This window comes from Acinetobacter sp. SK-43 (genome assembly GCF_015351505.1).
Lineage (GTDB): Bacteria > Pseudomonadota > Gammaproteobacteria > Pseudomonadales > Moraxellaceae > Acinetobacter > Acinetobacter junii.
The window spans coordinates 1-21454 of record NZ_JADKPY010000080.1; the positions used below are offsets into that span (position 1 = coordinate 1).

Sequence of the window (21454 nt, forward strand, 5' to 3'; positions counted from 1 at the left end):
TCCCCAGTAAAATACCAAATCCAAAACTGGTGCTACCCATCAACGTTGCTACGATGGTTAACACTGTTCCAATCTATACACATGCCATCACAGGATTTTTAAAGGCATGCTGTGGTAATAATTTATAAAAGGTTTGCTGAATAATTTCTTTATTCAAGATATCCATTTGTGTCGCATTAGAGTGATTCATGGTGCTTGCTCCACTAAATCTTTACAGATAAATAATCAGCAATTGGTCCAATTACCAACACTGGCATAAATTGCAATAGCGTTAAAATCAGTACAATTCCGATTAAAGTCAGCGCAAATGTAGACGACTCAATCTGTAATGAACCCTTGCTCTCATCTGCTTTAGGTTTGGTTGCTAGGCTGACTGCAATTAAAACTGGAATGATCAGTACGCTATAACGACCTGCTAATAACGCAACACTGGTGCTTAGATTCCACCATATAGTGTTGTCGGCTAAGCCTTCAAAACCAGAACCATTATTGGCAAACGCAGACACATATTCATAAAAGACTTGGCTAATAGCATGCGATGCAGGATTCGAATTACCTGTTAAAGATGGGAAAGCGATGGCGATTGCAGTTAAACCAAGAATCAGCACTGGTTGTAAAAGAATGACCAATTCTAATAACTTAATTTCAGTGACTTCAATTTTTCGTCCAAATAATTCAGGCGTGCGACCTGTCATCAAACCCGCGATAAATACAGCTAAAAATAGATAGATAAAAAATTGTAATAGACCACAACCAATCCCACCCCAAATGGCATTGATCAGCATATTGCATAGCTCAACCAAACCCGTTAATGGTGAAGCTGAGTCATGCATCATATTGACCGAACCATTATTCACCTGTGTGGTTAAACTTCCCCATAATGCAGAGGCTTCAGCTCCAAAACGGACTTCTTTACCCTCCATTAATGCAACATTAGGCATCAAGGAGGATATTTCAGCCCACAAAGTGAATAATGTAGAAACAAATGACATCAACAACATTGTGCCCAAAATCATCCACATTAATTTTTTGCGTTGCACAAAACGACCAAGCATAAACACAACTGACATTGGGATCAGTAAGATCGCAAGCATCTCCAGCACATTTGATAATGGCGTTGGATTTTCTAAAGGTACACTACTGTTTGGACCATACCAACCACCACCATTACTGCCTAATTGCTTGATCGCCACCATCGGTGCAACAGGTCCAAGAGGAATATGCTGGGTCTGAACTTCAGTGCTTCGATCTAAACTTGCGCAGTTGGACCAGCAGAAAGTGTAGATGGCACACCTTGAAAAGTCAGTAATAGAGAAAAAACTAAACCCAAAGGAATAAAGAATCTGAATAATGGTCGGATCATATCCATCCAATAATTTCCAAGATTAATCTGTGACGCATTTTTGGATTTAATATTTTCCAAAGCTTGATCTTTGGGCTGTAAAAATAAAGCTCTTAACATGGCTGTTAACAAAGCCAAACCCATAATTGGAGATAAATATTGCAAACCAACGATCACAGTCATTTGCGACAGATAAGACAATTGAGCCTGTCCTGAATAATGCTGTTGATTGGTGTTGGTTAGAAATGATATCGTTGTGTGTACTGCTAAATCCCAATTCATATTTGGAATACGATCTGGATTCAACGGTAACCAAGCTTGCGTCATTAAAATCGCTATACTTATACCCAACAACAAAAGATTACTGAGGATAAATGCAGCAAGATATTGTCGCCAATTCATACCCACTTGTTTCACGTTCAAAATGGGATAAATTGGTTGTTCGATCCATTTAAAGAAACGATCGCTTTTCATTGGTTGAGCTTGCATCACATCTGCAAGATAGCGTCCTAATGGATAGGCTAAAATCAATGCAAGGATAAATACGGAAATAAATTCCCACATAGCACATGCCATTTAAAAAATAAGTCAGCACTAGTATGGAAATTGACTGCGTAAATTCTCTATGTTAGAAAAAGTGAACCGCGTAAATTTTCTGTAAAATTTATATGAAAAATTATTTGATCAGAGAAATTGCACATATATGACAAATTATGTAGATAGAATCTAATTTTTTACAAAAAATCTTTGACCTAATAAAAATTTTTTTTTGCAAAAATGCAATTATTTGAGTACGAAAATTCAAACTAAAACTTTATATATTTCATCATATTATCAATAAGAACACATATGTATATAATTATTTATAGCATTTTTTATCCATTTTCATGCAATCATTCGTACTGGATAGTTCATTTAGAATATTTACTCTTATTCTAATTATGGTATTTTTGTTACATGAAGTTATAGCCAAATACATTTAATAATCAGTTTGGCGTGCCAATCATAGCTTCTTTACTTAAAAAATCTTGAAATTCAAGGAAAGATTTAAAATGAAATTAAAACATCTTAGCACTGCCATGATCTTAGCAACGCTACCTGCAACTGGAGTTTTTGCAGCTGCACTAGATCGCTCTGGTCAATCAATTTCTGCTTTTTTACAACCAGGTAACTACTTCGAAGCTGGTCTTTCGGTTCTCGACCCAACTGTAGAGGGTAAAGATACATCTGGTAATAAAATTGACGATATGGCTGGCGACTATTATTTTCCTAGCGCAGCTTTAAAATTACAACCAACAGAACATTTCTCATTTGGTCTTTTGTATGACCAGCCTTATGGTGCTAATGCAACTTACACTGGCACTAATAACTTTGTTTCAAATGCTACCAATACGATTCTTCCGCCTGCAACTTTGGCTGGTTTGCGTCAAAATACAATTGATGCACAAATCGCAGCAAATCTTCAGCCTGCAATTAATGGTGCTCTAGCGGCTAATTTGACTAATGGCGTAAATGCTCAGGTTTCTCAACAAGCTGCTCAATTAGTTGCTGGTGGTCAAGCACCTGATCAAGCAACCGCTGAACAGGCTGTTCGTGCTAATGCGAATGCTATGGCAGCTATTACCGCTGGTGTAACCAATGCGATCACGACAGCTGCAACAACTGCTGTAACTAACAACGTAACTGCTGCTGTAGACGCTGGTTTAGCTGGTGCAAATGGTTTATTAGGTACAGGAAGCACTTCGGTGGAAGTAGATAGTCAAAATCTATCTTTCATCGCTGGCTTCCAACCAAACAAAAATTGGAATATTTACGGTGGTGCGGTTTACCAAACCATTAAAGGTAAACTTGCTCTGCGTGGTCAAGCCTACTCTCTTTACAATGGCTACGATGCTGATATTCCAGAAGATGGTGCTCTTGGCTGGTTAGCAGGTGTGTCATACCAAATTCCAGAAATCGCACTTAAAGCATCTGTAACTTACCGTTCTGAAATAGACCACGATGTCAACATTAATGAAAGTATCCCAACGCTTCCCGCATTAGCGCTATTGGGGCCAAGTGGAGCTGCTGCTGCTGCAAATATTGCCGCTGCAAGTGGTGAGACTAAAATCACGACCCCACAATCTGTTAACCTTGATTTACAAAGTGGGATCATGGCGGATACTGTTGCATTCGCGAATGTTCGTTGGGTAAATTGGAAAGATTTTTCAATTCGCCCTTACAAATTTGGTTTAGTATCTGAAGCAGTCGGTCCACTTGTTAACCGTCCAAATGGTTTTAACCTTGTTGAATACTCGGATGACCAATGGTCTGTAAATGCGGGTGTGGGTCGTAAACTTTCTGAACAATGGGCTGGAAATGTATCAGTCGGTTGGGATTCAGGGGCTGGTAATCCTGTAACGACTCTAGGTCCAACAGAAGGTTATTGGAACGTTGGATTAGGTGTTCAATTTAGCCCTACGCCAGCTACATTTATTGCTGGTGGTGTAAAATACTTCTGGTTAGGCGATGCTAAAGCACAAACTGGTGCACAAGCTGGCGACAACACCTTTGTTGCTGAATTTGAAGACAACAATGCAATCGCTTACGGTCTAAAAATGGGCTACCGCTTCTAATCAAAAATATATAAACAAAAAGACCATCCTTGTGATGGTCTTTTTTATACCTACCATTATCACGTAAATACAAATATAGAAAAAATAAATCAGTAAAATATTAACTATAAAAATACAATCAAAATTAATTATTTAACTCAAGCATCTTTCATGACTTTAGCAGTTCATTTATTGACATTTGTACAATATTTGCATTGAAAAAAATTATGTTACTTTGCGCTCCTTTCTAGTTCCATCTTGAAATGCGAGACATTTTTAATGAAGCTTCATGCTATTACTAAAGCTATTCTTTTGTGTACGGTTCCAGCAGGTTCAACATTTGCAGCTGCACTTGACCGCTCTGGTCAGTCGATTGCACCCTTCCTACAACCCAATAATTATTTTGAAGCAGGTCTAACAGTACTTGATCCAAATGTTACAGGTCAGGATACCTCTCAAAACAATACTGGTAATATGGCAAATCATTACTACTCTCCACATGCTGCATTAAAGATTCAAGCCACTGAACAACTCTCAGTCGGACTAATTTATGATCAACCCTATGGTGCTGATGCAGAATATAAAGGAAAAAGTAATTTCATTGAAAGTCGCCCCCTACCATTCAAAGGTGGTACATCAGTTACTGTTGATACTGAAAATTTAAATTTATTATTTGGTTTTCAACCTAACCAAAACTGGAATCTTTATGCTGGTGCAGTTTACCAAACACTAGACAGTACAGTCCTATTACGTGGAACGAGTTATAGCGCTTATAGTGGCTATGATTTTAAAACAGGTAAGGATGAGGCGGTAGGCTGGTTAGCAGGTGCAGCATATCAAATCCCCGAAATTGCTCTCAAAGCCTCGATCACTTACCGCGCTAAAATCAAGCATGAGATGAATGCTTATGAAAACCATGGTATTGCGGGAATGACGGGCAATGCTGGTTTTGATGCTATTTTAAATAAAATTAATAATTCTGAAGGCACAACTGAAATCACCACACCTCAATCAGTGAACTTTGATTTCCAGACAGGCATTATGGAAAATACAGTGGCATTCGCCAACCTACGTTGGGTGAACTGGAAAGATTTTGCGATTCGTCCATACAAGTTCGGTGCCGCTTCTGTATTACCACCAATTGTTGCAGCAACAGGTAAAAAAGATGGTTTTGATCTAGTAGCCTATACAGAAGATCAATACTCAATTACTGCTGGTGTAGGTCGTAAAGTGAATGATCATTGGGCAGGTAATGTATCGATTGGTTGGGACTCAGGTGCAGGTAACCCTGTGACCACATTAGGACCAACAGAAGGATATTGGAATGTTGGTTTAGGTATCCAATATAGCCCTGCTCCCAACTACTTTATTGCTGGTGGAGTAAAATATTTTTGGTTGGGTGATGCCAAAGCACAATCAGGCTCTCAGTTTGATACACCGAATTATGTTGCTGAATTTGAGAATAATGACGCCATCGCTTATGGTATGAAAATTGGTTATAAATTTTAATTATTGATTCAAGATAAAAGGCGCTATTTAAGCGCCTTTTATCTTTTAATTTTCCACAACATATTCAAAAGATAGTTGAGGGAAATCGATTATTCAGGGATATTACGTTGTGATACAGAACGAATCGCCTGTTTCAATGCTTCATAACCATGAAGTGGTGGAAATTGCGGGAATTCAGCAATCACATTTGCTGGTGCATCGAACAGGAAACCGTGATCAGCCTCACCAAGCATTGTCGTATCATTATAAGAATCACCAGCTGCAATCACACGGAAATTCAAACCATGTAATGCTTTTACTGCCTGACGCTTTTGATCAGGTTGACGTAATTTATAAGCCGTAATCATGCCATTTTCATCTGTCTCAAGCTTATGACAGAAAATTGTCGGCCAGCCTAACTGCTTCATCAATGGATGTGCAAACTCATAGAATGTATCTGACAGAATAATCAATTGAAAGTGTGTGCGTACCCATTCAACAAACTCTTTTGCACCTTCAAAAGGTCCCATGTCTGCGATCACTTCTTGAATATCATTTAATCCTAAACCGTGCTCTTTTAGGATGTTTAAACGTTGAGTCATTAAGACATCGTAATCTGGAATATCACGTGTGGTCGCCTCGAGCTCTTTAATCCCTGTTTTTTTTGCAAAATTAATCCAGATTTCCGGAACTAACACCCCTTCAAGATCTAGGCATACGATTTCCATGAATGCTTCCAATGTTGGTTAAAAATTGCTGTATCATACCATTAACATTTTCACTTTTGCGCTGTTGTTGAAGAAAACGATTTTATTCTGCAAGATTAAAGTCGAAAGCAAGCAAACGGTTTTGCTTAGAATGATTTACAATTGTGCCCAAGCCTATCGCCAGGAACATTCATGACTGTTATTCCGACTATTGACCATGTAGATGCGCTCGCTGCTGAATATGCAGATAAATCACCAAGAGAAATTTTAGAATTAGCCTTGAGTCAAGAAGGTGAAATTGCTATTTCATTTTCAGGTGCAGAAGATGTGGTTCTCATTGACATCGCATCTCGAATTGGCAAACCTTTTCGTGTTTTCAGTTTAGATACGGGCCGTTTGCACGCAGAGACCTACCAATTCATCGAAACAGTCCGTAAACACTATAATATCAATATTGAAATTTGTTTTCCCGAATCTGCTGCAGTGCAACAATTGGTCAATGAAAAAGGGCTATTTAGTTTTTTTGAAGATGGTCATCAAGAATGCTGCGGTGTACGCAAGGTACAACCTCTACGCAAAAAATTAGCGACTTTAGATGGTTGGATTACAGGGCAGCGTAAAGATCAAAGCCCGACACGTAGTGATGTACCTGTAGTTCAAGCTGACGTTGGGTTCTCAGGTGAAGGTAAACAACTTATCAAATATAACCCACTTGCAAACTGGTCAAGTGCCGATGTGTGGAGTTATATCCGCATGATGGAAATTCCATACAACCCACTACATGAACGTGGTTTTATTTCCATCGGTTGTGAGCCATGCACACGCGCAGTTCTCCCGAACCAACACGAACGTGAAGGTCGTTGGTGGTGGGAAGAAGCGACCCACAAAGAATGCGGGCTTCATGCAGGCAATCTCAAAAAATAAAAAATCACGAGATTAATAACTAAAACCACTGATTCATCAGTGGTTTTATTTTTATTGCCTACTGTGTACAAAGTCATATTTTAACCAGAACAAATCGTATATACTTAGTTTGACGGTTCAATAATTCTAATTAAGAGCTCCAAGAGTATCTTAGAAAAAATGCAATGAGAGGCTATATCTGCTATGCGCCCATTACACCCTATTGATTTTATTTTTCTTTCACTAGAGAAAAGACAGCAACCTATGCATGTAGGGGGATTATTTTTATTTGAAATCCCAGAAAATGCATCTCCGACATTCGTGCATGATCTTGTTCAAGATATCCGTCAATCCAAAAGCATTCCTGTGCCACCGTTCAATAATCAGCTCAATGGTCTTTTTTGGGGAGAAGATCCAGAGTTTGATATTGACCACCATTTCCGCCATATCGCCCTACCCAACCCTGGCCGTATTCGTGAATTACTAGTTTATATTTCACAACAGCATAGCTCATTGATTGATCGCGCTAAGCCACTTTGGACATGTGATATTATTGAAGGCATTGAAGGCAATCGCTTTGCAATGTATTTCAAAATCCACCATGCGATGGTCGATGGCGTAGCGGGTATGCGTCTAATTGAAAAATCATTATCTAAAGATCCAAATGAAAAGCATGTGGTACCGTTATGGTGTGTTGAAAGTAAACGAACTAAACGCTTAAAAAGTTCAAAAACACCTGCATCAGGAAAAATAAAAGGATTGATGAAAGGAATTCAATCACAACTCGAAATCACTCCTAAAGTTCTTCAGGAGCTGTCTCAAACGGTATTTAAAGAACGCGGTAAAAATCCTGATTACGTGTCTTCGTTCCAAGCCCCACCTTCGATTTTAAACCAACGTGTTAGTTCATCTCGTCGCTTTGCCGCACAATCTTTTGAGCTCAGCCGTTTCCGAAACATTGCAAAAACGCTTGGAGTTACCTTAAATGATGTGGTGTTAGCAATTTGTTCAGGCGCGTTACGCGACTATTTAATTGCTCATGACAGCCTACCGAAAAAACCTTTGATTGCGATGGTTCCTGCTTCATTGCGTACTGATGATTCTGATTTCAGCAATCGTATTACCATGATTTTGGCAAACCTAGCCACTCATATTGCAGACCCAATTGAACGTTTAGAAATTATTCGCCGTAGCGTACAGAATTCAAAGCAGCGTTTTAACCGCATGACTGCAAATGAAATCCTGAACTATAGTGCATTGGTATATGGTCCAGCAGGTTTAAACATCGCTTCAGGAATGTTACCGAAACGTCAGGCATTTAATCTAGTGATTTCGAATGTACCAGGTCCACGTGAACCATTATATTGGAATGGCGCAAAATTGGATGCGCTCTACCCGGCTTCAATCGTCATGGATGGCCAAGCACTAAATATTACGATGACAAGTTATTTAGATAAGTTAGAAGTAGGTTTGATTGCATGTCGTAATACAGTACCTAAAATGCAGACACTTCTTACGCATTTAGAGGACGAAATTCAACGCTTTGAAGCTGCAATTTTGAGTTTGCCTAAACAGGCAGCTGAAGGTTAAACCTGAAAAAAATTAAGGGGCTTTAAATTGCCCCTTATTTTTTAATCGTTCTGCAACGCTGTAAAAGCTGATGGCAGGCTGATCGAATCATCGCAGTTGTGATCTGTACTTCTTTACCTTGGCTATCCACCATGTAACATGTATTAACTGGGTTACTGTCCAAAACATGTTTAAAACCGTGGTTCACTAATCTTTCACTTACATTCATAATTATAGACCTCATTATTGTTGGCTAAGACATCCGAAGATGCCTATGGCTAATCTTATGGTTCTAGTATTTAAAATTCGTGATAGAAAGTAAAATTTCAGTTGTAACAAGGATTAAGCGAAATCTTGTTACAACTTTAGCTTAAAATGATATCGTATTGCTCTTGCGTATATAAATTTTCAACTTGGAATTTTATGACGCGGTTCACAAAATGCTCTAAATCCGCGACGGCTGGGGCTTCTGCTGTTAAAAGTCGGTCAATTACTGCTGGATGCGCAACAACAGTAAAGCCACTCTTCGAATCAAAAGCACGTGCATAGCGCAGAATTTCTCGAAATATTTCGTAACACACTGTCTCTGCTGTTTTCACATATCCACGCCCCTGACAAGTTGGGCAGGATTCACAAAGCAAATGTTCTAAAGACTCGCGTGTTCTTTTACGCGTCATTTCAACCAAACCAAGCTCAGAAACCTGAGTAATTTTGGTTTTAGCATGGTCGCGCTCTAGCATTTTCTCAAACTGTCGCATGACTTCGGCACGATGCTCGGCTTCTTGCATGTCAATAAAATCAATAATGATGATACCACCCAGATTACGCAAACGAAGTTGGCGTGCGATTACCTGTGTTGCTTCCATATTGGTTTTAAATACAGTGTCTTCTAAACTACGACCACCTACATACGAACCAGTATTTACATCGATCGTGGTCATCGCTTCCGTCTGGTCAATCATCAAATAACCACCAGACTTCAATGCGACACGCGTCTGTAATGCTTTTTGGATGTCTTCTTCAACGTTATATAAATCAAATAACGGTTTTTCACCAGGATAATGGATTAAGCGGTTTTCAATAGAAGGCACAAACTCATGGACAAATTCACTCAACTTGCCATGAATTTCCCGTGAATCGACATATATCTTGGCAGTTTCATCGCTAGCTAAATCACGAACAATACGTTGAGGTAGAGGTAGTTCTTCGAATATCAGCTCTGGTGTAGAAACTTCTTTTTGTTTGCGTTGAATAAATTCCCATAATTTACTCAGATAACACATATCCTGAGCAATTGAGGCTTCATCCACACCTTCTGCTGCGGTTCGTACAATCACACTACCGGGTAGTTTATGTTCAGTCTGAATATGCTCAATTATACCGCGCAAACGATCACGCTCTTCTTCTTGTTCAATGCGTTGCGATACACCAATATGATTCCCATATGGCATCAAAACCAAATAACGAGAAGGTATTGAAAGATCAGTGCTCAGGCGCGCGCCTTTAGTCCCCAACATATCTTTCATCACTTGAACAGTAAGGGTCTGTCCAGGATGCAAAAGCTCGAAAACATTTGGCGTAGGCTGTGAACGCGGCCAAACCATGTCGTTGATATGTAGAAATGCTGTACGAGATAAACCAATATCCACAAAAGCAGCTTGCATGCCTGGTAACACACGCACAACTTTACCTTTATAGATATTCCCCACGAGACCACGTTTCACAGTACGTTCGACAAATAACTCGTTTACTGTACCGTTTTCAATTAAAGCTACACGACATTCCATCGGCGTAACATTAATCAGCAATTCTTCTGCCATAACCAACTCAAAACTTTTATAAAAATTCTTATACCCGAAAGTGTATTAGCCAAATGCCTTAACGCTTTCTAATAACTGTGCTGTCTCATGTAAAGGCAAACCCACAACATTGCTATAACTTCCTCTTATTTGAGGAATAAATCGCGCAGCAATACCTTGAATAGCATATGCCCCTGCTTTACCTATAGGTTCACCCGTGTCCCAATACGCTTCCATTGCGCTTGAGCTAAGCTGCATAAATTCAACCTGAGTACGCACCACATCACTTAACATTTTAGATCGAGATGCAACACATATGCCTGAATATACGTCATGCCATTGACCTGATAACTGAGTCCAAATCTCAAAAGCATGCTGTTTTGAATCAGGCTTACCAATAATTTTACCTGCAAAACTCAAACTGGTATCAGCAGCGATCACAATTGCATCAGGATACAGAGTTAAAACAGCTTGGGCTTTTTCACGAGCCAAGCGTTCAACATAACACTTAACGCTTTCATCAGGATAAACCGTCTCATCCACATCGGGACTATGAACCTTAAAGTCCAAGCCCAGTTGTGTTAACAGCTCCTGCCGTCGAGGCGAGCTTGACGCAAGAATTATATTCGCCATTTATGTAAACAGTAATACACAACAGGCCATGCCAAAGTTGTGGTCAAAATAGGTTGCCAATGACGAGCAATTGAGAAATGAGTACCTGAAATAGTCTGACTAATCCATAAAAACAACAAATGCGCGATAATCGCAAGTATCGCAATTACCCATGAATTGCCAAAAGTGAGAATACGTCTTTCGCGAATAAAATAACGTGTTCCAAACGTAATGAACACAAAACTAAGTGCGTTCAATCCCAGTGGTGCATCGAGCAATAGATCAGTAAAAATCCCAATTGCAAACGCAAACCACACTCCACACCAAACAGGCTGATAAAGAATCCAAAACAACATGATCATCATCATGATTGGCGGGCGCCAACCCGCTGCTTCGTATGAAATTGGATAGATGAGCAGTACTGATCCAATCAAAATCGAAATAATGATCATCCAAAGTGGATCTTTTCGTTTCTCATAATTTAGTCTAGCGATCGGCATAAGGTTGCTCCTTCGCTAAAGACTCTGAAAACAGAATAACGACGTGATGACCACTGGCCAATTGTGCTGCTGGTTGAACACCAATCTCAGCGAATTCACCCGATGTATGACGACTCACTTTGGACACTGTTCCAACTAAATAACCCGCAGGAAAGTGTTCACCTAAACCTGAACTAAAGACCTTATCCCCGATTTTAATATTGGCACTGGTTGGGACATAATCCATTTTGAGTTGCCCTAAATCGCCTTTACCAGAAACAATCGCACGCATCCCCGTACGCTCTAAGCGAACAGACAATGAATGTTCTTTATCGGAAAGCAACATGACGCGTGAACTATGCGGATAGACATCAACCAACTGCCCCATAATCCCTTTATCATCCAAAACTGTTTGTCCAACTTTTAGATGATCAACAGAACCACGGTTGATAATAATAATGTGACGTAATGGATCAGCATCTGTTCCAATCACTTCTGCGATCTGCATACGCCCATCAATAATTAATGGCGTATCTAAAAGTCCTCTTAAACGGTTATTTTCCGCAGAGAGTTCAGATAGTTTCTGTAATCGAACTTGAGCTTGTAGAAGTTCAGCTTGCATTGCGGTGTTTTCACGGCGCAATTGGGCTTCAGATTTGGTTTGTTGGTTAAGCCATTCTCTCGACAGTACAGGATAGCTTGCCAGCGCATAAATTGGATTATACGCGGCATACAAGACATCCCTTGCAGGTTGAATCACATAAGGCATGCGCCAGTCAAAGAACAGCACAACCAAGCATGTAATTACCGCAATGACAAATGAGCGAAAAGATGGCGGTTGTCTTGAAAAAAGATTCGGTTGCACCGCCTAGTCCTTATGATTTAGCCAACAAAAAGCATGTCATGGTTTGGATTATCAAAGAATTCTAAAACTTTACCGCCACCACGTGTCACGCAAGTTAAAGGATCTTCTGCAACAACAACTGGAAGACCAGTTTCTTGAGCAAGAAGCTTGTCTAAGTTGCGAAGCAATGCACCACCACCAGTCAACACGATACCACGCTCTGCGATATCCGAAGAAAGTTCAGGAGGTGTCTGTTCAAGAGCTGATTTAACTGCACTTACAATGCTTTGTAATGGATCAGCAATCGCTTGGGTAATTTCATCAGAAGTTACAGTGATAGCACGAGGTACACCTTCAGCCAAGTTACGACCACGTACTTCGATTTCAAGTGTTTTGCCATCTGTTACAGCCATGCCGACTTCTTTCTTGATGACTTCAGCCGTTGTTTCCCCAATCACGCAACCATGTGCTTTACGAACATAATTAATGATTTGTTCATCAAATACATCGCCACCAATACGAAGTGAATCTGCGTAGACGCAACCTTGTAGCGAGATAATTGCGATTTCAGTGGTACCACCACCTACATCTACAACCATCGAACCACATGCTTGCTCAACTGGCATACCTGCACCGATCGCTGCTGCCATTGGCTCTTCGATCAAACGTACATCGCGAGCACCAGCATTAAATACTGCTTCACGGATCGCACGACGCTCAACCAAAGTTGATTTGCATGGCACACACACCACAACACGTGGCGCAGGTGGGAACAAACGCTTTTCATGTACTTTGCCGATGAACTGATTCAACATGGTTTCAGTTACTTCGAAATCAGCAATTACACCGTCTTTCATAGGACGAATTGCTGATATATTCGCTGGTGTACGACCTAACATTTGTTTAGCATCAAGACCAACAGCAGCAACAATTTTTTGCGAACCGCTATGGCGAATTGCCACCACAGTTGGTTCATTTAATATAATGCCACGGCCTGGTGCATAAATAAGTGTATTTGCAGTACCTAAATCAATGGCTAAATCCGGCGAAAACAGGCCAATTAGTCGTTTTAGAATCACGGGGGCGTTCTCAATTAAACTTTGTATGGATGCAAGGTGGCAACTTTAACGAAATGTGATGCTTTGAACAAGTCAATCGCTTATTATAACGCACGATATTTTGCAATTTTTTGATACTGAATTAGGTAAAGTTATGTCTACATCATCTGATGCTCAGCAGACAACGGACTTAAATGCACAGACCGTTTCAGCAATCGCGCACCTTGCTCGCTTATCACTAAGCGACTCGCAATCTACTGAATATGCTGAAAGTTTAAATAAAATCCTTGGTATGATGGAAAGCTTAAAAGGCATTAATACCGATAATGTTGAGCCTTTAAAGAGCCCATTTGACAATCCTCAGCCTTTACGTGCCGATGTGGTCACCGAAACGAATCATCGTGATGAATATCAGGCTGTAGCCCCTGCTACAGAAGCAGGTCTATACCTTGTCCCTCGCGTAATTGAATAATTTCTATTCAATTAACTCATATTTTATATTTAGAATGTAAAGAAATTTTTCATATGACAGATTTACATCGCTTATCCATCCGTGAACTCTCTGAAGGCTTAAAACAAGCCCAATTTTCGTCACGTGAATTGACTGAACATTATTTAAAACGTATTGCCAAAATTGACGCAAAAGTAAAGAGTTATGTGACGGTTACAGCAGAACAAGCCTTAGCAGAAGCGGATGCCGCAGATGCTGCCTTGAAAGCAGGTCATGCACATGCACTCGCAGGCATTCCACTTGCTCATAAAGATATTTTTTGTACTCAAGGGATCAAAACCACTGCGGGTTCAAAAATGCTCGATAACTTCATTTCACCTTATGACGCAACTGTGGTTGCTAAAGCTAAGGCTGCAGGTCTTGTGACTTTAGGTAAGGTGAATATGGATGAATTCGCTATGGGTTCAACGTCTGAAAGCTCGTACTTTGGTGCGACAGGTAACCCTTGGGCATTAGATCATGTTCCAGGTGGTTCATCAGGCGGTTCTGCAGCAGCTGTGGCAGCAGATTTAGCGCCTATTGCGACGGGTACTGATACAGGTGGTTCTATTCGCCAACCTGCTTCATTCTGCGGCTTAACTGGTTTAAAACCGACTTATGGCCGTGTATCTCGCTTTGGTATGATTGCGTATGCATCATCATTGGATCAAGGTGGTCCAATGGCACGCTCAGCAGAAGACTGTGCATATTTGATGAATGTGATTGCTGGTCATGATGCTAAAGACTCAACTTCTGTAGACAAAGAAGTCGATGACTACGTTGCTAACCTAAATGGTACAGCGGTGAAAGGTTTACGCATCGGTATTCCAAAGCAATACTTCAATGTCGCTGGTTTGGATGCAGACGTGAAAGCCCGTGTTGAAGAGTCATTGAAAAAGCTTGAGGAAATGGGTGCAACTTTGGTTGAGATTGATCTCAACATGACTGAAGCCTATGTACCGACTTACTATTTGATCGCACCTGCAGAAGCCTCATCAAACTTGTCACGTTACGATGGTGTTCGTTATGGCTACCGTTGTGAAAATCCAAAAGACATTTTAGACCTCTACAAACGTTCACGTTCAGAAGGTTTTGGTGCTGAAGTACAACGCCGTATTTTGATCGGTACTTATGCCCTGTCTGCAGGTTACTACGATGCGTACTATGTGAAAGCACAGAAAGTACGTCGTTTAATCCAACAAGACTTCCTCAAAGCATTTGAAAATGTCGATGTGATTGCAGCGCCATCTGCACCAACGACTGCGTACAAAATCGGTGCGAACCTCAGTCCAACTGAAATGTACTTAGGCGATATCTATACCCTTGCTGTGAACTTGGCGGGTCTACCAGCCATCAATGCACCTGTAGGTTTTGATAAAGACAGCTTGCCTGTAGGTTTACAGTTGATTGGTAACTACTGGTCAGAATCACAATTGCTTTCGATTGTGCATCAATATCAACAAAACACAGACTGGCATACCAAACGTGCGGCAATTGCTGAGGAGAATGCATAATGGCTGAAGCTCAAAAGTTGAAATTAATTGACGGTTGGGAAGTCGTTATCGGGATTGAGATCCACACGCAGTTGGCGACCAAGTCTAAAATCTTCTCTGGTTCATCAACTGAATTTGGTCAAGACCCAAATACACAAGCCAGCCTTGTTGATTTGGCGATGCCGGGTGTATTACCTGTATTGAATGCTGAAGTCGTTGATCTTGCAATTCGCTTTGGCTTAGGTATCGATGCGTATATCGATCAAGCATCAGTATTTGCACGTAAGAACTACTTTTATCCAGATTCTCCAAAAGGCTATCAAATCAGCCAAATGGACAATCCAATCGTAGGTTTAGGTCATATCGACATCCAACTTGAGGATGGCACTGTAAAACGCATTGGTGTGACTCGTGCTCATCTTGAAGAAGATGCAGGTAAATCAATTCATGACCAATTCGAAGGGATGTCAGGAATTGACTTAAACCGTGCAGGTACACCATTACTTGAAATCGTGTCTGAACCTGATATGCGTTCCGTTGAAGAAGCAGTTGCTTATATCAAAGCCATTCACACCCTTGTGCGTTGGTTAGGTATTTCTGACGGGAACATGGCAGAAGGTTCATTCCGTGCCGACTGTAACGTATCATTGCGTCGTCCAGGTCAACCTTTTGGCACACGCTGTGAGTTGAAAAACCTCAACTCATTCCGTTTCATTGAGCAAGCGATCAATGTTGAAATTGAACGCCAAATGGAAATCTTGGAATACGGCGGCGAGATTGATCAAGAGACTCGTTTGTTCGATCCGAACAAGATGGAAACTCGCTCAATGCGTTCAAAAGAAGAAGCGAACGACTATCGCTACTTCCCTGACCCTGACTTGTTACCAGTGATCATTTCAAATGAGCAAATCGAAGCGGCACGCGCTGCCCTGCCAGAATTGCCTGCTGCACGTCGTGAGCGCTTTATTGCTGACTTCGGCGTGACTGAATACGATGCACATGTATTGACGCTGTCACGCGAAATGGCAGACTTCTACGAGGCTGTTGTAGCTGCTGCTGGCGGTGCGAAACAAGGTAAAGTTTCAGCAAACTGGGTGATGGGTGAATTCTCAGGTGCTTTAAACAAAGCAGGCTTAGATTTGGCTGATTCTCCTGTATCTGCGGAAAAACTTGGCGGTATGATCGCACGTATTGTGGACAACACAATTAACGGTAAGATCGCGAAGCAAGTATTCGGCTTTATGTGGGACGAAGGCAAATCTGCGGACGAGATTATTGCTGAGAAAGGCTTGAAACAGGAAACTGATACAGGCGCGATTGAAGCGATTATCAAAGAAGTACTTGCAGCCAATGAAAAAATGGTTGAAGAGTACAAGTCTGGTAAAGAAAAAGCCTTTAATGGTCTGGTTGGTCAAGTCATGAAAGCTGCAAAAGGTAAAGCTAACCCTGCTCAAGTAAATGAATTAATGAAGAAATTGATTGGTTAAACTGATCTAATTTCTAACAAAACCCGCTTTAGAGCGGGTTTTTTATTTTTTTAACTTATTACGATCATCATCAATATAGGACATTGTAATATCAATCAGACAATCAATTAATTCTTCAAAAGTAAAACCCATATTTTGAGATGAAAAGAAATTCATCGTCAATGCGACACTAGAATTAATTAAAATATAAACCATCATTTTTAGATTTTTTATTCTCAATACCTCAGGATGTTTCACCGCGTATTCAATCGCTAATGTATTGATCACCTTGACTGCTTTTACATGACTGGCTTCGGTACTGTATTTACTTGAAACGCTCAGCCAATAAAAATATTTATTCTCATCCGCTGCTAAAAACTCTCCAATATGTAAAAAAATAGATCGAATTGCTTCAGGAATTTCCATTTCCTGAATAGTTGGAATGACCTCGTAAATGACTTTAGCAAGCTCAGCGATAAAGTGTTGTTGCATCTCTACAAACAAGGCTTCTTTATTTTTAAAATATTCATAAAAGCTTCCAGAACCTACACGCGCAATCTCACAAACTTTCAACACGGTAGTGTGATCCAATCCATTATTTTTTACTGATATAAATCCTGCATCAACTATAGACCTATAAGTATTTTTAGACCTACTTTGTTTTGGTTTTCTTATAGTTACCATTATAAAAACCTCATCCTTAAATCCGTCTTTTTTCCGTATAAATTCACTGATAGATTCTATATACATACTAAATTTTGTTCAAATTATCTTCTACAGATGACAAGGAAAAAAGATGAATATATCAGTAAAATCTCTACAACGAATCGTCCGTCGCAATGTGATTATTCCTTTAGACAAAAACAAGAAGTTTTCTTTTTACTATGAAGATAATTCTATTGTGACTTCTCTTTTTGTAGTTTTATCTGCGATGTTTCCACCGGGCGAAATGTTCTTCATCGAGAGCGTACGTAATGTTCGTGATCAAATTACGGATGAAAAATTGCTTGAAGATATTCGTAATTTTATTGCCCAAGAAGCTTTTCATAGTCGCGAACATAGATCTCTCAATGAGCATCTGATTCAATCAAATTATCCAGAAGTAGTCGAAATCGAAGCCTTAACCAAAGCAAGATTGGATAAATTTCGTAAACTTCCCAAAGTTGAGCAATTAGCGGCGACTGTAGTGATGGAGCATTTCACTGCTACTCTTGCTCGCTTGCTGTTGACTGATCCGTTAATCAAACAGAAAACCACACAAGAAAGTCGAAATCTTTGGGAATGGCATGCGCTGGAAGAGCTGGAGCATAAATCTGTTGCTTTTGATGCGCTGAAAGCGATTGGTGGTAATACGGTTAGAAATCGAAGAATTGCTTTGATTCGGGTAGCTCGCTTTATTGCGCCAATCACCTTTGATTATTGGATTCAGATTTTAAAACGTAAGGATATTAAGTTTTCAGCCAAAGAACTGAAAGATGCATTTTATTTGGCATTTGGTGGTGTGAATCGTTTAGGTATTTTTTCTCGCACGTTTATCGAAATGCTTGATGTCAGAGATCAACATTTCAATCCATTGGATATGCAGACAGAACAACTTGAAGCCGAATACCGTGAAAAATTATTTGGAGAAAATGGTATTTTAAAAAATGCGCTTAGAAGCTAATTTTAAAGAAGAAAAAAGCCCTAAATGTATTATTGAGCAGATGAAATAATTGATGAAAAACTGCTTTTGTTAAATTGATCTAATTTCAATAAAAAACCCGCTTTAGAGCGGGTTTTCTATTAACTTTCATGACTATAATATATAGCATCCAACATTGCTGCTCTTTTTGACCATAAATTATAATCAGTAGAGTTTTTCGAAACTTCAAATTTATACCACTCTGTTTGATGAATTTTTTGTATTATGTCCCAATAGTTATCCACATTTATCTTTACCTTTAAATTTAAAGACTTCCGAAGTCTCACTTCGTTTTTATTATTGATTGGAACAAAAAAATCTGGTCGCATAACCGCTAAAAAGCGGGTATAAGTTGCAATTTGTGGTTTTTTTTGTTGTCCCTCACACGCTTCATTAAAGTATTTAATATATTGAGAAAAATGCCTCTTCAACACGTTCCCTTCAGTTGGAATAGCATTTAAAGCTTTTGCGATTAAATCTGCATGTTCATTTACTACATTTTTCATAAAACCCGCCCCTTCTAATGATCCAAACCATCCTGAATCATATGGAAGATTGCCCTTCATACCTGCTATGAGCTTCCTTTCATCTTTATCTAAATTACCAAATTTGTCTTTTTTCAATAAAAATTTAATCTCATCCAATAAAATTAAACGTTTATTAAATCCATCATATAAATCATTCTCAACTTCTTTTTTAAAATCTCTCCATGACATATTCAAAGAAATTTCTTGAGGTAATGAGGAACTTAATATATTTATTTGCTTTTGGTGTTTTAAATTTTTTAGTAAGGAGCTCATTACCTTTTGAACCTTATATTTTTCTTTATAAAGCTTCAAATATTCATTAGTAATTTTTTCATTATTCTTACTGTATTCCAATACTTTTTCTAATAGTTTAGTCAAACTTTCTTCATGTTCACTCATTTCTAATAATACTGATATTTCATCATTAAAATTAAATGCCCCCGCTGTAAAGTTTGCACTACCTAAGATAACTTTATAGTTTCTTTTAAATTTAAATATAAATACTTTAGGATGAAAAACCCCTGAAACTGTTTTTTTAAAATATACTCTTTCATTATGCATAAAAGTTTCTATAAATTTTGGACTGGTCTGGTAAAAATGTAATCCTACCACTCCCAACGAAATCTTATGTGAATTTTCAACCAAACAATCAAATACATCATGTTTATCTGTTGCCCATGCGGTTGCAAAGAATATTTTTTCACAATCATTGATTAGATTTTCGAAAGTTTTTGTTAATTTTTTTGAATCTAATAACAATTCCATTTTTACTCTATTATTACTTTATACGGATTAGTACTATCACAAAATTTATATAAAAATAAAAGTAAAATTTTATCCTTAGTTATCCTAGATTATATAAAAACTATCAAAAATTAAAAAATAGTATTGTGACAAATCTATAGAACTCACTTAAGCTAATGAATCTTCCAGATCAAAAGCCTCTGCTTTTTAGAATTACTCCCCTCTTAACACACCCAACTTATTCCAAATATCAGGTGTTAAAAAAGTCGTAACCAATTTATTTAAATCAATATAACGTAACGTGCCTTGCAACTGCTGTCTTACCGCTGGGTCTTTGACAATATCCTCACCTGCACTTTGACCTAACTGCTGAAAAGCCTCACCAACCGCTTGAATCCCCTCAGCCTGAATCACCGCCTTAGTCTGAGTCGAACACTGCTCCACAATCACACGCTGTAAAACCTGTGCCAATTTCTGATCTAACTGATTCTTCTGTTCAGGCGTGACACTACTAAAACCCTTTAAATCAGGATGTGCCGCTAAAGCCGTAAACGTCCATTGCAACACCGTTGTCTTATCCGTAGCTGTCGTGGCTTTCACCAAACAATCACTGAGTTGATCGACGGTTGGCCCTGCTATAGCTATTTGCGTTGTCCCCAATACAGCTGCAGCAATGATCTCAGAACGAATTAAACGAGAAAATTTAAGGCGAGCAGAAATATAAACACGAGACATAAGCGCAGTTCCAAAATGCAATCTGTCTCTTTGTAGCATGTCCTCGATAGATCATCTGTTATGACGCTGTAAATTGCGTAAGCCCAAAGCTTTAAAGCTTAGGCAAAATGTAAAACTCGAACTTAACCTTGTCCTTGATAATCCCAATGTGCAGGAATATTTGGCTGCTTTGGCGCTTTGTTTAGATCAATATTGAGATTGCGACTACCCTTAAATGATTTTTCACCTGAATCTGATGCTGGTGATACTTCTAAACTATAACGATAACGGAATTGCCACAACATCGGCTTAAGCGGACGAATATCTAGACTCAAACTATCCTCATCGTGGCATTTCCCTTTAGAAGTTTCATAATCCCGCTCAGAGAAACACGCACGAATCATGCGATTAAAACTAAAAGGATAATTTTCAATAAAGCGATGTATCTGCCCTGAATCCTTTAACTCATAAAAATTAGCACGCTCAATCCCTGCACCACCACCTGAATACATTTCTGAAAAGGTATCAATCTGTGCAATCGCATAACGGTTTTCAGTCATTGGAAATAGTTTAGGAAAAATATATTGGCTAGTCCTTGCCATTTCCTCAGAGGGTGCTAATTGCATATGCCATTGATGAGATAATTTCAGTCCAGTTGTTGATAGATGAAATTGCGCAATATCACTTCCTGACAATAACCATAGATTTTGATCTACTGTTTTTAAACTGCGCCATTGCGCTTGCTGTGTACAAACACCTTTAAGTTGTTCACATATTTGCGTTTGCTCAACCTGACTCAGTTTCCCTTTTTTAAACTCTAATATCTGCAATTGCGTAGCAAAAATTGAAGAACTAAAACAACTAAATGAAACCGTTAAAATCAGCCCACTTAAATGAATTTTATTATTCAGCATGATATTTCCTTAGGCTATTTTATTGATGTA

At 39.2% G+C, this 21454-nt stretch carries 19 protein-coding genes and 2 pseudogenes; 8 read left to right on the plus strand and 13 right to left on the minus strand.

Annotated features, from left to right (window positions below; translation table 11 throughout):
* A pseudogene (locus tag IRT38_RS14885) lies at nucleotides 1–190 on the minus strand (hypothetical protein); the annotation flags it as partial.
* Nucleotides 191–203: 13 nt separating this feature from the next.
* A pseudogene (kdpA, locus tag IRT38_RS14890) lies at nucleotides 204–1906 on the minus strand (potassium-transporting ATPase subunit KdpA).
* A 488-nt stretch (nucleotides 1907–2394) separates the two neighbouring features.
* Between kdpA and IRT38_RS14895 the strand changes: the two are divergent.
* A complete protein-coding gene (locus IRT38_RS14895; RefSeq protein ID WP_194598124.1) occupies nucleotides 2395–3957 on the plus strand; it encodes a long-chain fatty acid transporter in 1563 nt (520 codons plus the stop codon).
* A gap of 258 nt (nucleotides 3958–4215) precedes the next feature.
* Nucleotides 4216–5445, plus strand: coding sequence for an OmpP1/FadL family transporter (locus IRT38_RS14900; protein ID WP_004908628.1), 1230 nt, complete (start codon nucleotides 4216–4218; stop codon nucleotides 5443–5445).
* Nucleotides 5446–5534: 89 nt separating this feature from the next.
* Here the strand turns inward: IRT38_RS14900 and thrH are convergent, their stop codons facing one another.
* Nucleotides 5535–6152, minus strand: coding sequence for a bifunctional phosphoserine phosphatase/homoserine phosphotransferase ThrH (thrH, locus tag IRT38_RS14905; protein ID WP_004908629.1), 618 nt, complete (start codon nucleotides 6150–6152; stop codon nucleotides 5535–5537).
* 171 nt (nucleotides 6153–6323) lie between these two features.
* On the opposite strand from thrH, the gene IRT38_RS14910 reads away from it, so the two are divergent.
* Nucleotides 6324–7055: a phosphoadenylyl-sulfate reductase gene (locus tag IRT38_RS14910; protein ID WP_004950650.1), complete on the plus strand. Its 732-nt coding sequence runs from the start codon at nucleotides 6324–6326 to the stop codon at nucleotides 7053–7055.
* A 183-nt stretch (nucleotides 7056–7238) separates the two neighbouring features.
* Nucleotides 7239–8624, plus strand: coding sequence for a WS/DGAT/MGAT family O-acyltransferase (locus tag IRT38_RS14915; protein ID WP_194598125.1), 1386 nt, complete (start codon nucleotides 7239–7241; stop codon nucleotides 8622–8624).
* Between the two features lie 34 nt (nucleotides 8625–8658).
* Here IRT38_RS14915 and IRT38_RS14920 read toward each other — a convergent pair whose 3' ends face one another.
* The 6 genes from IRT38_RS14920 to IRT38_RS14945 all read right to left on the minus strand — a co-directional run bounded on the left by IRT38_RS14920 (nucleotide 8659) and on the right by IRT38_RS14945 (nucleotide 13416).
* A complete protein-coding gene (locus IRT38_RS14920) occupies nucleotides 8659–8832 on the minus strand; it encodes a PA1571 family protein (protein WP_004775299.1) in 174 nt (57 codons plus the stop codon).
* A 136-nt stretch (nucleotides 8833–8968) separates the two neighbouring features.
* Nucleotides 8969–10423 (minus strand): ribonuclease G, encoded by a 1455-nt coding sequence (gene rng, locus IRT38_RS14925; RefSeq protein WP_004908637.1) that lies wholly within the window; start codon nucleotides 10421–10423, stop codon nucleotides 8969–8971.
* A 45-nt stretch (nucleotides 10424–10468) separates the two neighbouring features.
* Nucleotides 10469–11035, minus strand: a complete 567-nt coding sequence (locus IRT38_RS14930; protein WP_004963819.1) for a Maf family nucleotide pyrophosphatase — start codon at nucleotides 11033–11035, stop codon at nucleotides 10469–10471.
* Entirely contained in the window at nucleotides 11023–11514 is a 492-nt protein-coding gene (gene mreD / locus IRT38_RS14935; RefSeq protein WP_004908641.1) for a rod shape-determining protein MreD, read from the minus strand. Before mreD ends, IRT38_RS14930 begins: the two co-directional genes overlap by 13 nt.
* Nucleotides 11501–12358 (minus strand): rod shape-determining protein MreC, encoded by an 858-nt coding sequence (gene mreC, locus IRT38_RS14940; protein WP_004908644.1) that lies wholly within the window; start codon nucleotides 12356–12358, stop codon nucleotides 11501–11503. Before mreC ends, mreD begins: the two co-directional genes overlap by 14 nt.
* Nucleotides 12359–12375: 17 nt before the next feature.
* Nucleotides 12376–13416 carry a rod shape-determining protein gene (locus IRT38_RS14945; RefSeq protein WP_004908648.1) on the minus strand — a complete coding sequence of 347 codons (1041 nt, stop codon included), beginning with the start codon at nucleotides 13414–13416 and terminating at the stop codon, nucleotides 12376–12378.
* 133 nt (nucleotides 13417–13549) lie between these two features.
* Between IRT38_RS14945 and gatC the strand changes: the two genes are divergently transcribed.
* Genes gatC through gatB form a run of 3 tightly spaced genes read left to right on the plus strand, consistent with a single transcriptional unit; the run spans nucleotide 13550 to nucleotide 16865 of the window.
* Nucleotides 13550–13867 carry an Asp-tRNA(Asn)/Glu-tRNA(Gln) amidotransferase subunit GatC gene (gatC, locus tag IRT38_RS14950; RefSeq protein WP_004908649.1) on the plus strand — a complete coding sequence of 106 codons (318 nt, stop codon included), beginning with the start codon at nucleotides 13550–13552 and terminating at the stop codon, nucleotides 13865–13867.
* 53 nt (nucleotides 13868–13920) lie between these two features.
* Entirely contained in the window at nucleotides 13921–15399 is a 1479-nt protein-coding gene (gene gatA, locus IRT38_RS14955; protein ID WP_005402135.1) for an Asp-tRNA(Asn)/Glu-tRNA(Gln) amidotransferase subunit GatA, read from the plus strand.
* On the plus strand, nucleotides 15399–16865 hold the full coding sequence (gatB, locus tag IRT38_RS14960) for an Asp-tRNA(Asn)/Glu-tRNA(Gln) amidotransferase subunit GatB (protein ID WP_039047141.1): 1467 nt from the start codon (nucleotides 15399–15401) through the stop codon (nucleotides 16863–16865). Before gatA ends, gatB begins: the two co-directional genes overlap by 1 nt.
* A 42-nt stretch (nucleotides 16866–16907) precedes the next feature.
* On the opposite strand, the gene IRT38_RS14965 is transcribed toward gatB, so the two are convergent.
* Nucleotides 16908–17528, minus strand: a complete 621-nt coding sequence (locus IRT38_RS14965; protein ID WP_194598203.1) for a TetR/AcrR family transcriptional regulator — start codon at nucleotides 17526–17528, stop codon at nucleotides 16908–16910.
* 112 nt (nucleotides 17529–17640) lie between these two features.
* Between IRT38_RS14965 and IRT38_RS14970 the strand changes: the two genes are divergently transcribed.
* The gene (locus IRT38_RS14970) at nucleotides 17641–18507 is read left to right on the plus strand and encodes a metal-dependent hydrolase (RefSeq protein ID WP_194598126.1); all 867 of its coding nucleotides are present in this window, start codon (nucleotides 17641–17643) and stop codon (nucleotides 18505–18507) included.
* Nucleotides 18508–18626: 119 nt separating this feature from the next.
* Here IRT38_RS14970 and IRT38_RS14975 read toward each other — a convergent pair whose 3' ends face one another.
* The 3 genes from IRT38_RS14975 to IRT38_RS14985 all read right to left on the minus strand — a co-directional run bounded on the left by IRT38_RS14975 (nucleotide 18627) and on the right by IRT38_RS14985 (nucleotide 21424).
* The gene (locus IRT38_RS14975) at nucleotides 18627–19817 is read right to left on the minus strand and encodes a phospholipase D family protein (protein ID WP_194598127.1); all 1191 of its coding nucleotides are present in this window, start codon (nucleotides 19815–19817) and stop codon (nucleotides 18627–18629) included.
* A gap of 192 nt (nucleotides 19818–20009) precedes the next feature.
* Nucleotides 20010–20531 (minus strand): hypothetical protein, encoded by a 522-nt coding sequence (locus IRT38_RS14980; protein WP_194598128.1) that lies wholly within the window; start codon nucleotides 20529–20531, stop codon nucleotides 20010–20012.
* 122 nt (nucleotides 20532–20653) lie between these two features.
* Nucleotides 20654–21424 (minus strand): hypothetical protein, encoded by a 771-nt coding sequence (locus IRT38_RS14985; RefSeq protein ID WP_194598129.1) that lies wholly within the window; start codon nucleotides 21422–21424, stop codon nucleotides 20654–20656.
* Nucleotides 21425–21454: the final 30 nt, after the last annotated feature.

Coding starts and splice junctions, on each gene's coding strand:
- IRT38_RS14895 (WP_194598124.1), top strand. CDS start 2,395: ATGAAATTAAAACATCTTAGCACTGCCATGATCTTAGCAACGCTACCT.
- IRT38_RS14900 (WP_004908628.1), top strand. CDS start 4,216: ATGAAGCTTCATGCTATTACTAAAGCTATTCTTTTGTGTACGGTTCCA.
- thrH (WP_004908629.1), bottom strand. CDS start 6,152: ATGGAAATCGTATGCCTAGATCTTGAAGGGGTGTTAGTTCCGGAAATC.
- IRT38_RS14910 (WP_004950650.1), top strand. CDS start 6,324: ATGACTGTTATTCCGACTATTGACCATGTAGATGCGCTCGCTGCTGAA.
- IRT38_RS14915 (WP_194598125.1), top strand. CDS start 7,239: ATGCGCCCATTACACCCTATTGATTTTATTTTTCTTTCACTAGAGAAA.
- IRT38_RS14920 (WP_004775299.1), bottom strand. CDS start 8,832: ATGAATGTAAGTGAAAGATTAGTGAACCACGGTTTTAAACATGTTTTG.
- rng (WP_004908637.1), bottom strand. CDS start 10,423: ATGGCAGAAGAATTGCTGATTAATGTTACGCCGATGGAATGTCGTGTA.
- IRT38_RS14930 (WP_004963819.1), bottom strand. CDS start 11,035: ATGGCGAATATAATTCTTGCGTCAAGCTCGCCTCGACGGCAGGAGCTG.
- mreD (WP_004908641.1), bottom strand. CDS start 11,514: ATGCCGATCGCTAGACTAAATTATGAGAAACGAAAAGATCCACTTTGG.
- gatC (WP_004908649.1), top strand. CDS start 13,550: ATGTCTACATCATCTGATGCTCAGCAGACAACGGACTTAAATGCACAG.
- gatA (WP_005402135.1), top strand. CDS start 13,921: ATGACAGATTTACATCGCTTATCCATCCGTGAACTCTCTGAAGGCTTA.
- gatB (WP_039047141.1), top strand. CDS start 15,399: ATGGCTGAAGCTCAAAAGTTGAAATTAATTGACGGTTGGGAAGTCGTT.
- IRT38_RS14965 (WP_194598203.1), bottom strand. CDS start 17,528: ATGGTAACTATAAGAAAACCAAAACAAAGTAGGTCTAAAAATACTTAT.
- IRT38_RS14970 (WP_194598126.1), top strand. CDS start 17,641: ATGAATATATCAGTAAAATCTCTACAACGAATCGTCCGTCGCAATGTG.
- IRT38_RS14975 (WP_194598127.1), bottom strand. CDS start 19,817: ATGGAATTGTTATTAGATTCAAAAAAATTAACAAAAACTTTCGAAAAT.
- IRT38_RS14980 (WP_194598128.1), bottom strand. CDS start 20,531: ATGTCTCGTGTTTATATTTCTGCTCGCCTTAAATTTTCTCGTTTAATT.
- IRT38_RS14985 (WP_194598129.1), bottom strand. CDS start 21,424: ATGCTGAATAATAAAATTCATTTAAGTGGGCTGATTTTAACGGTTTCA.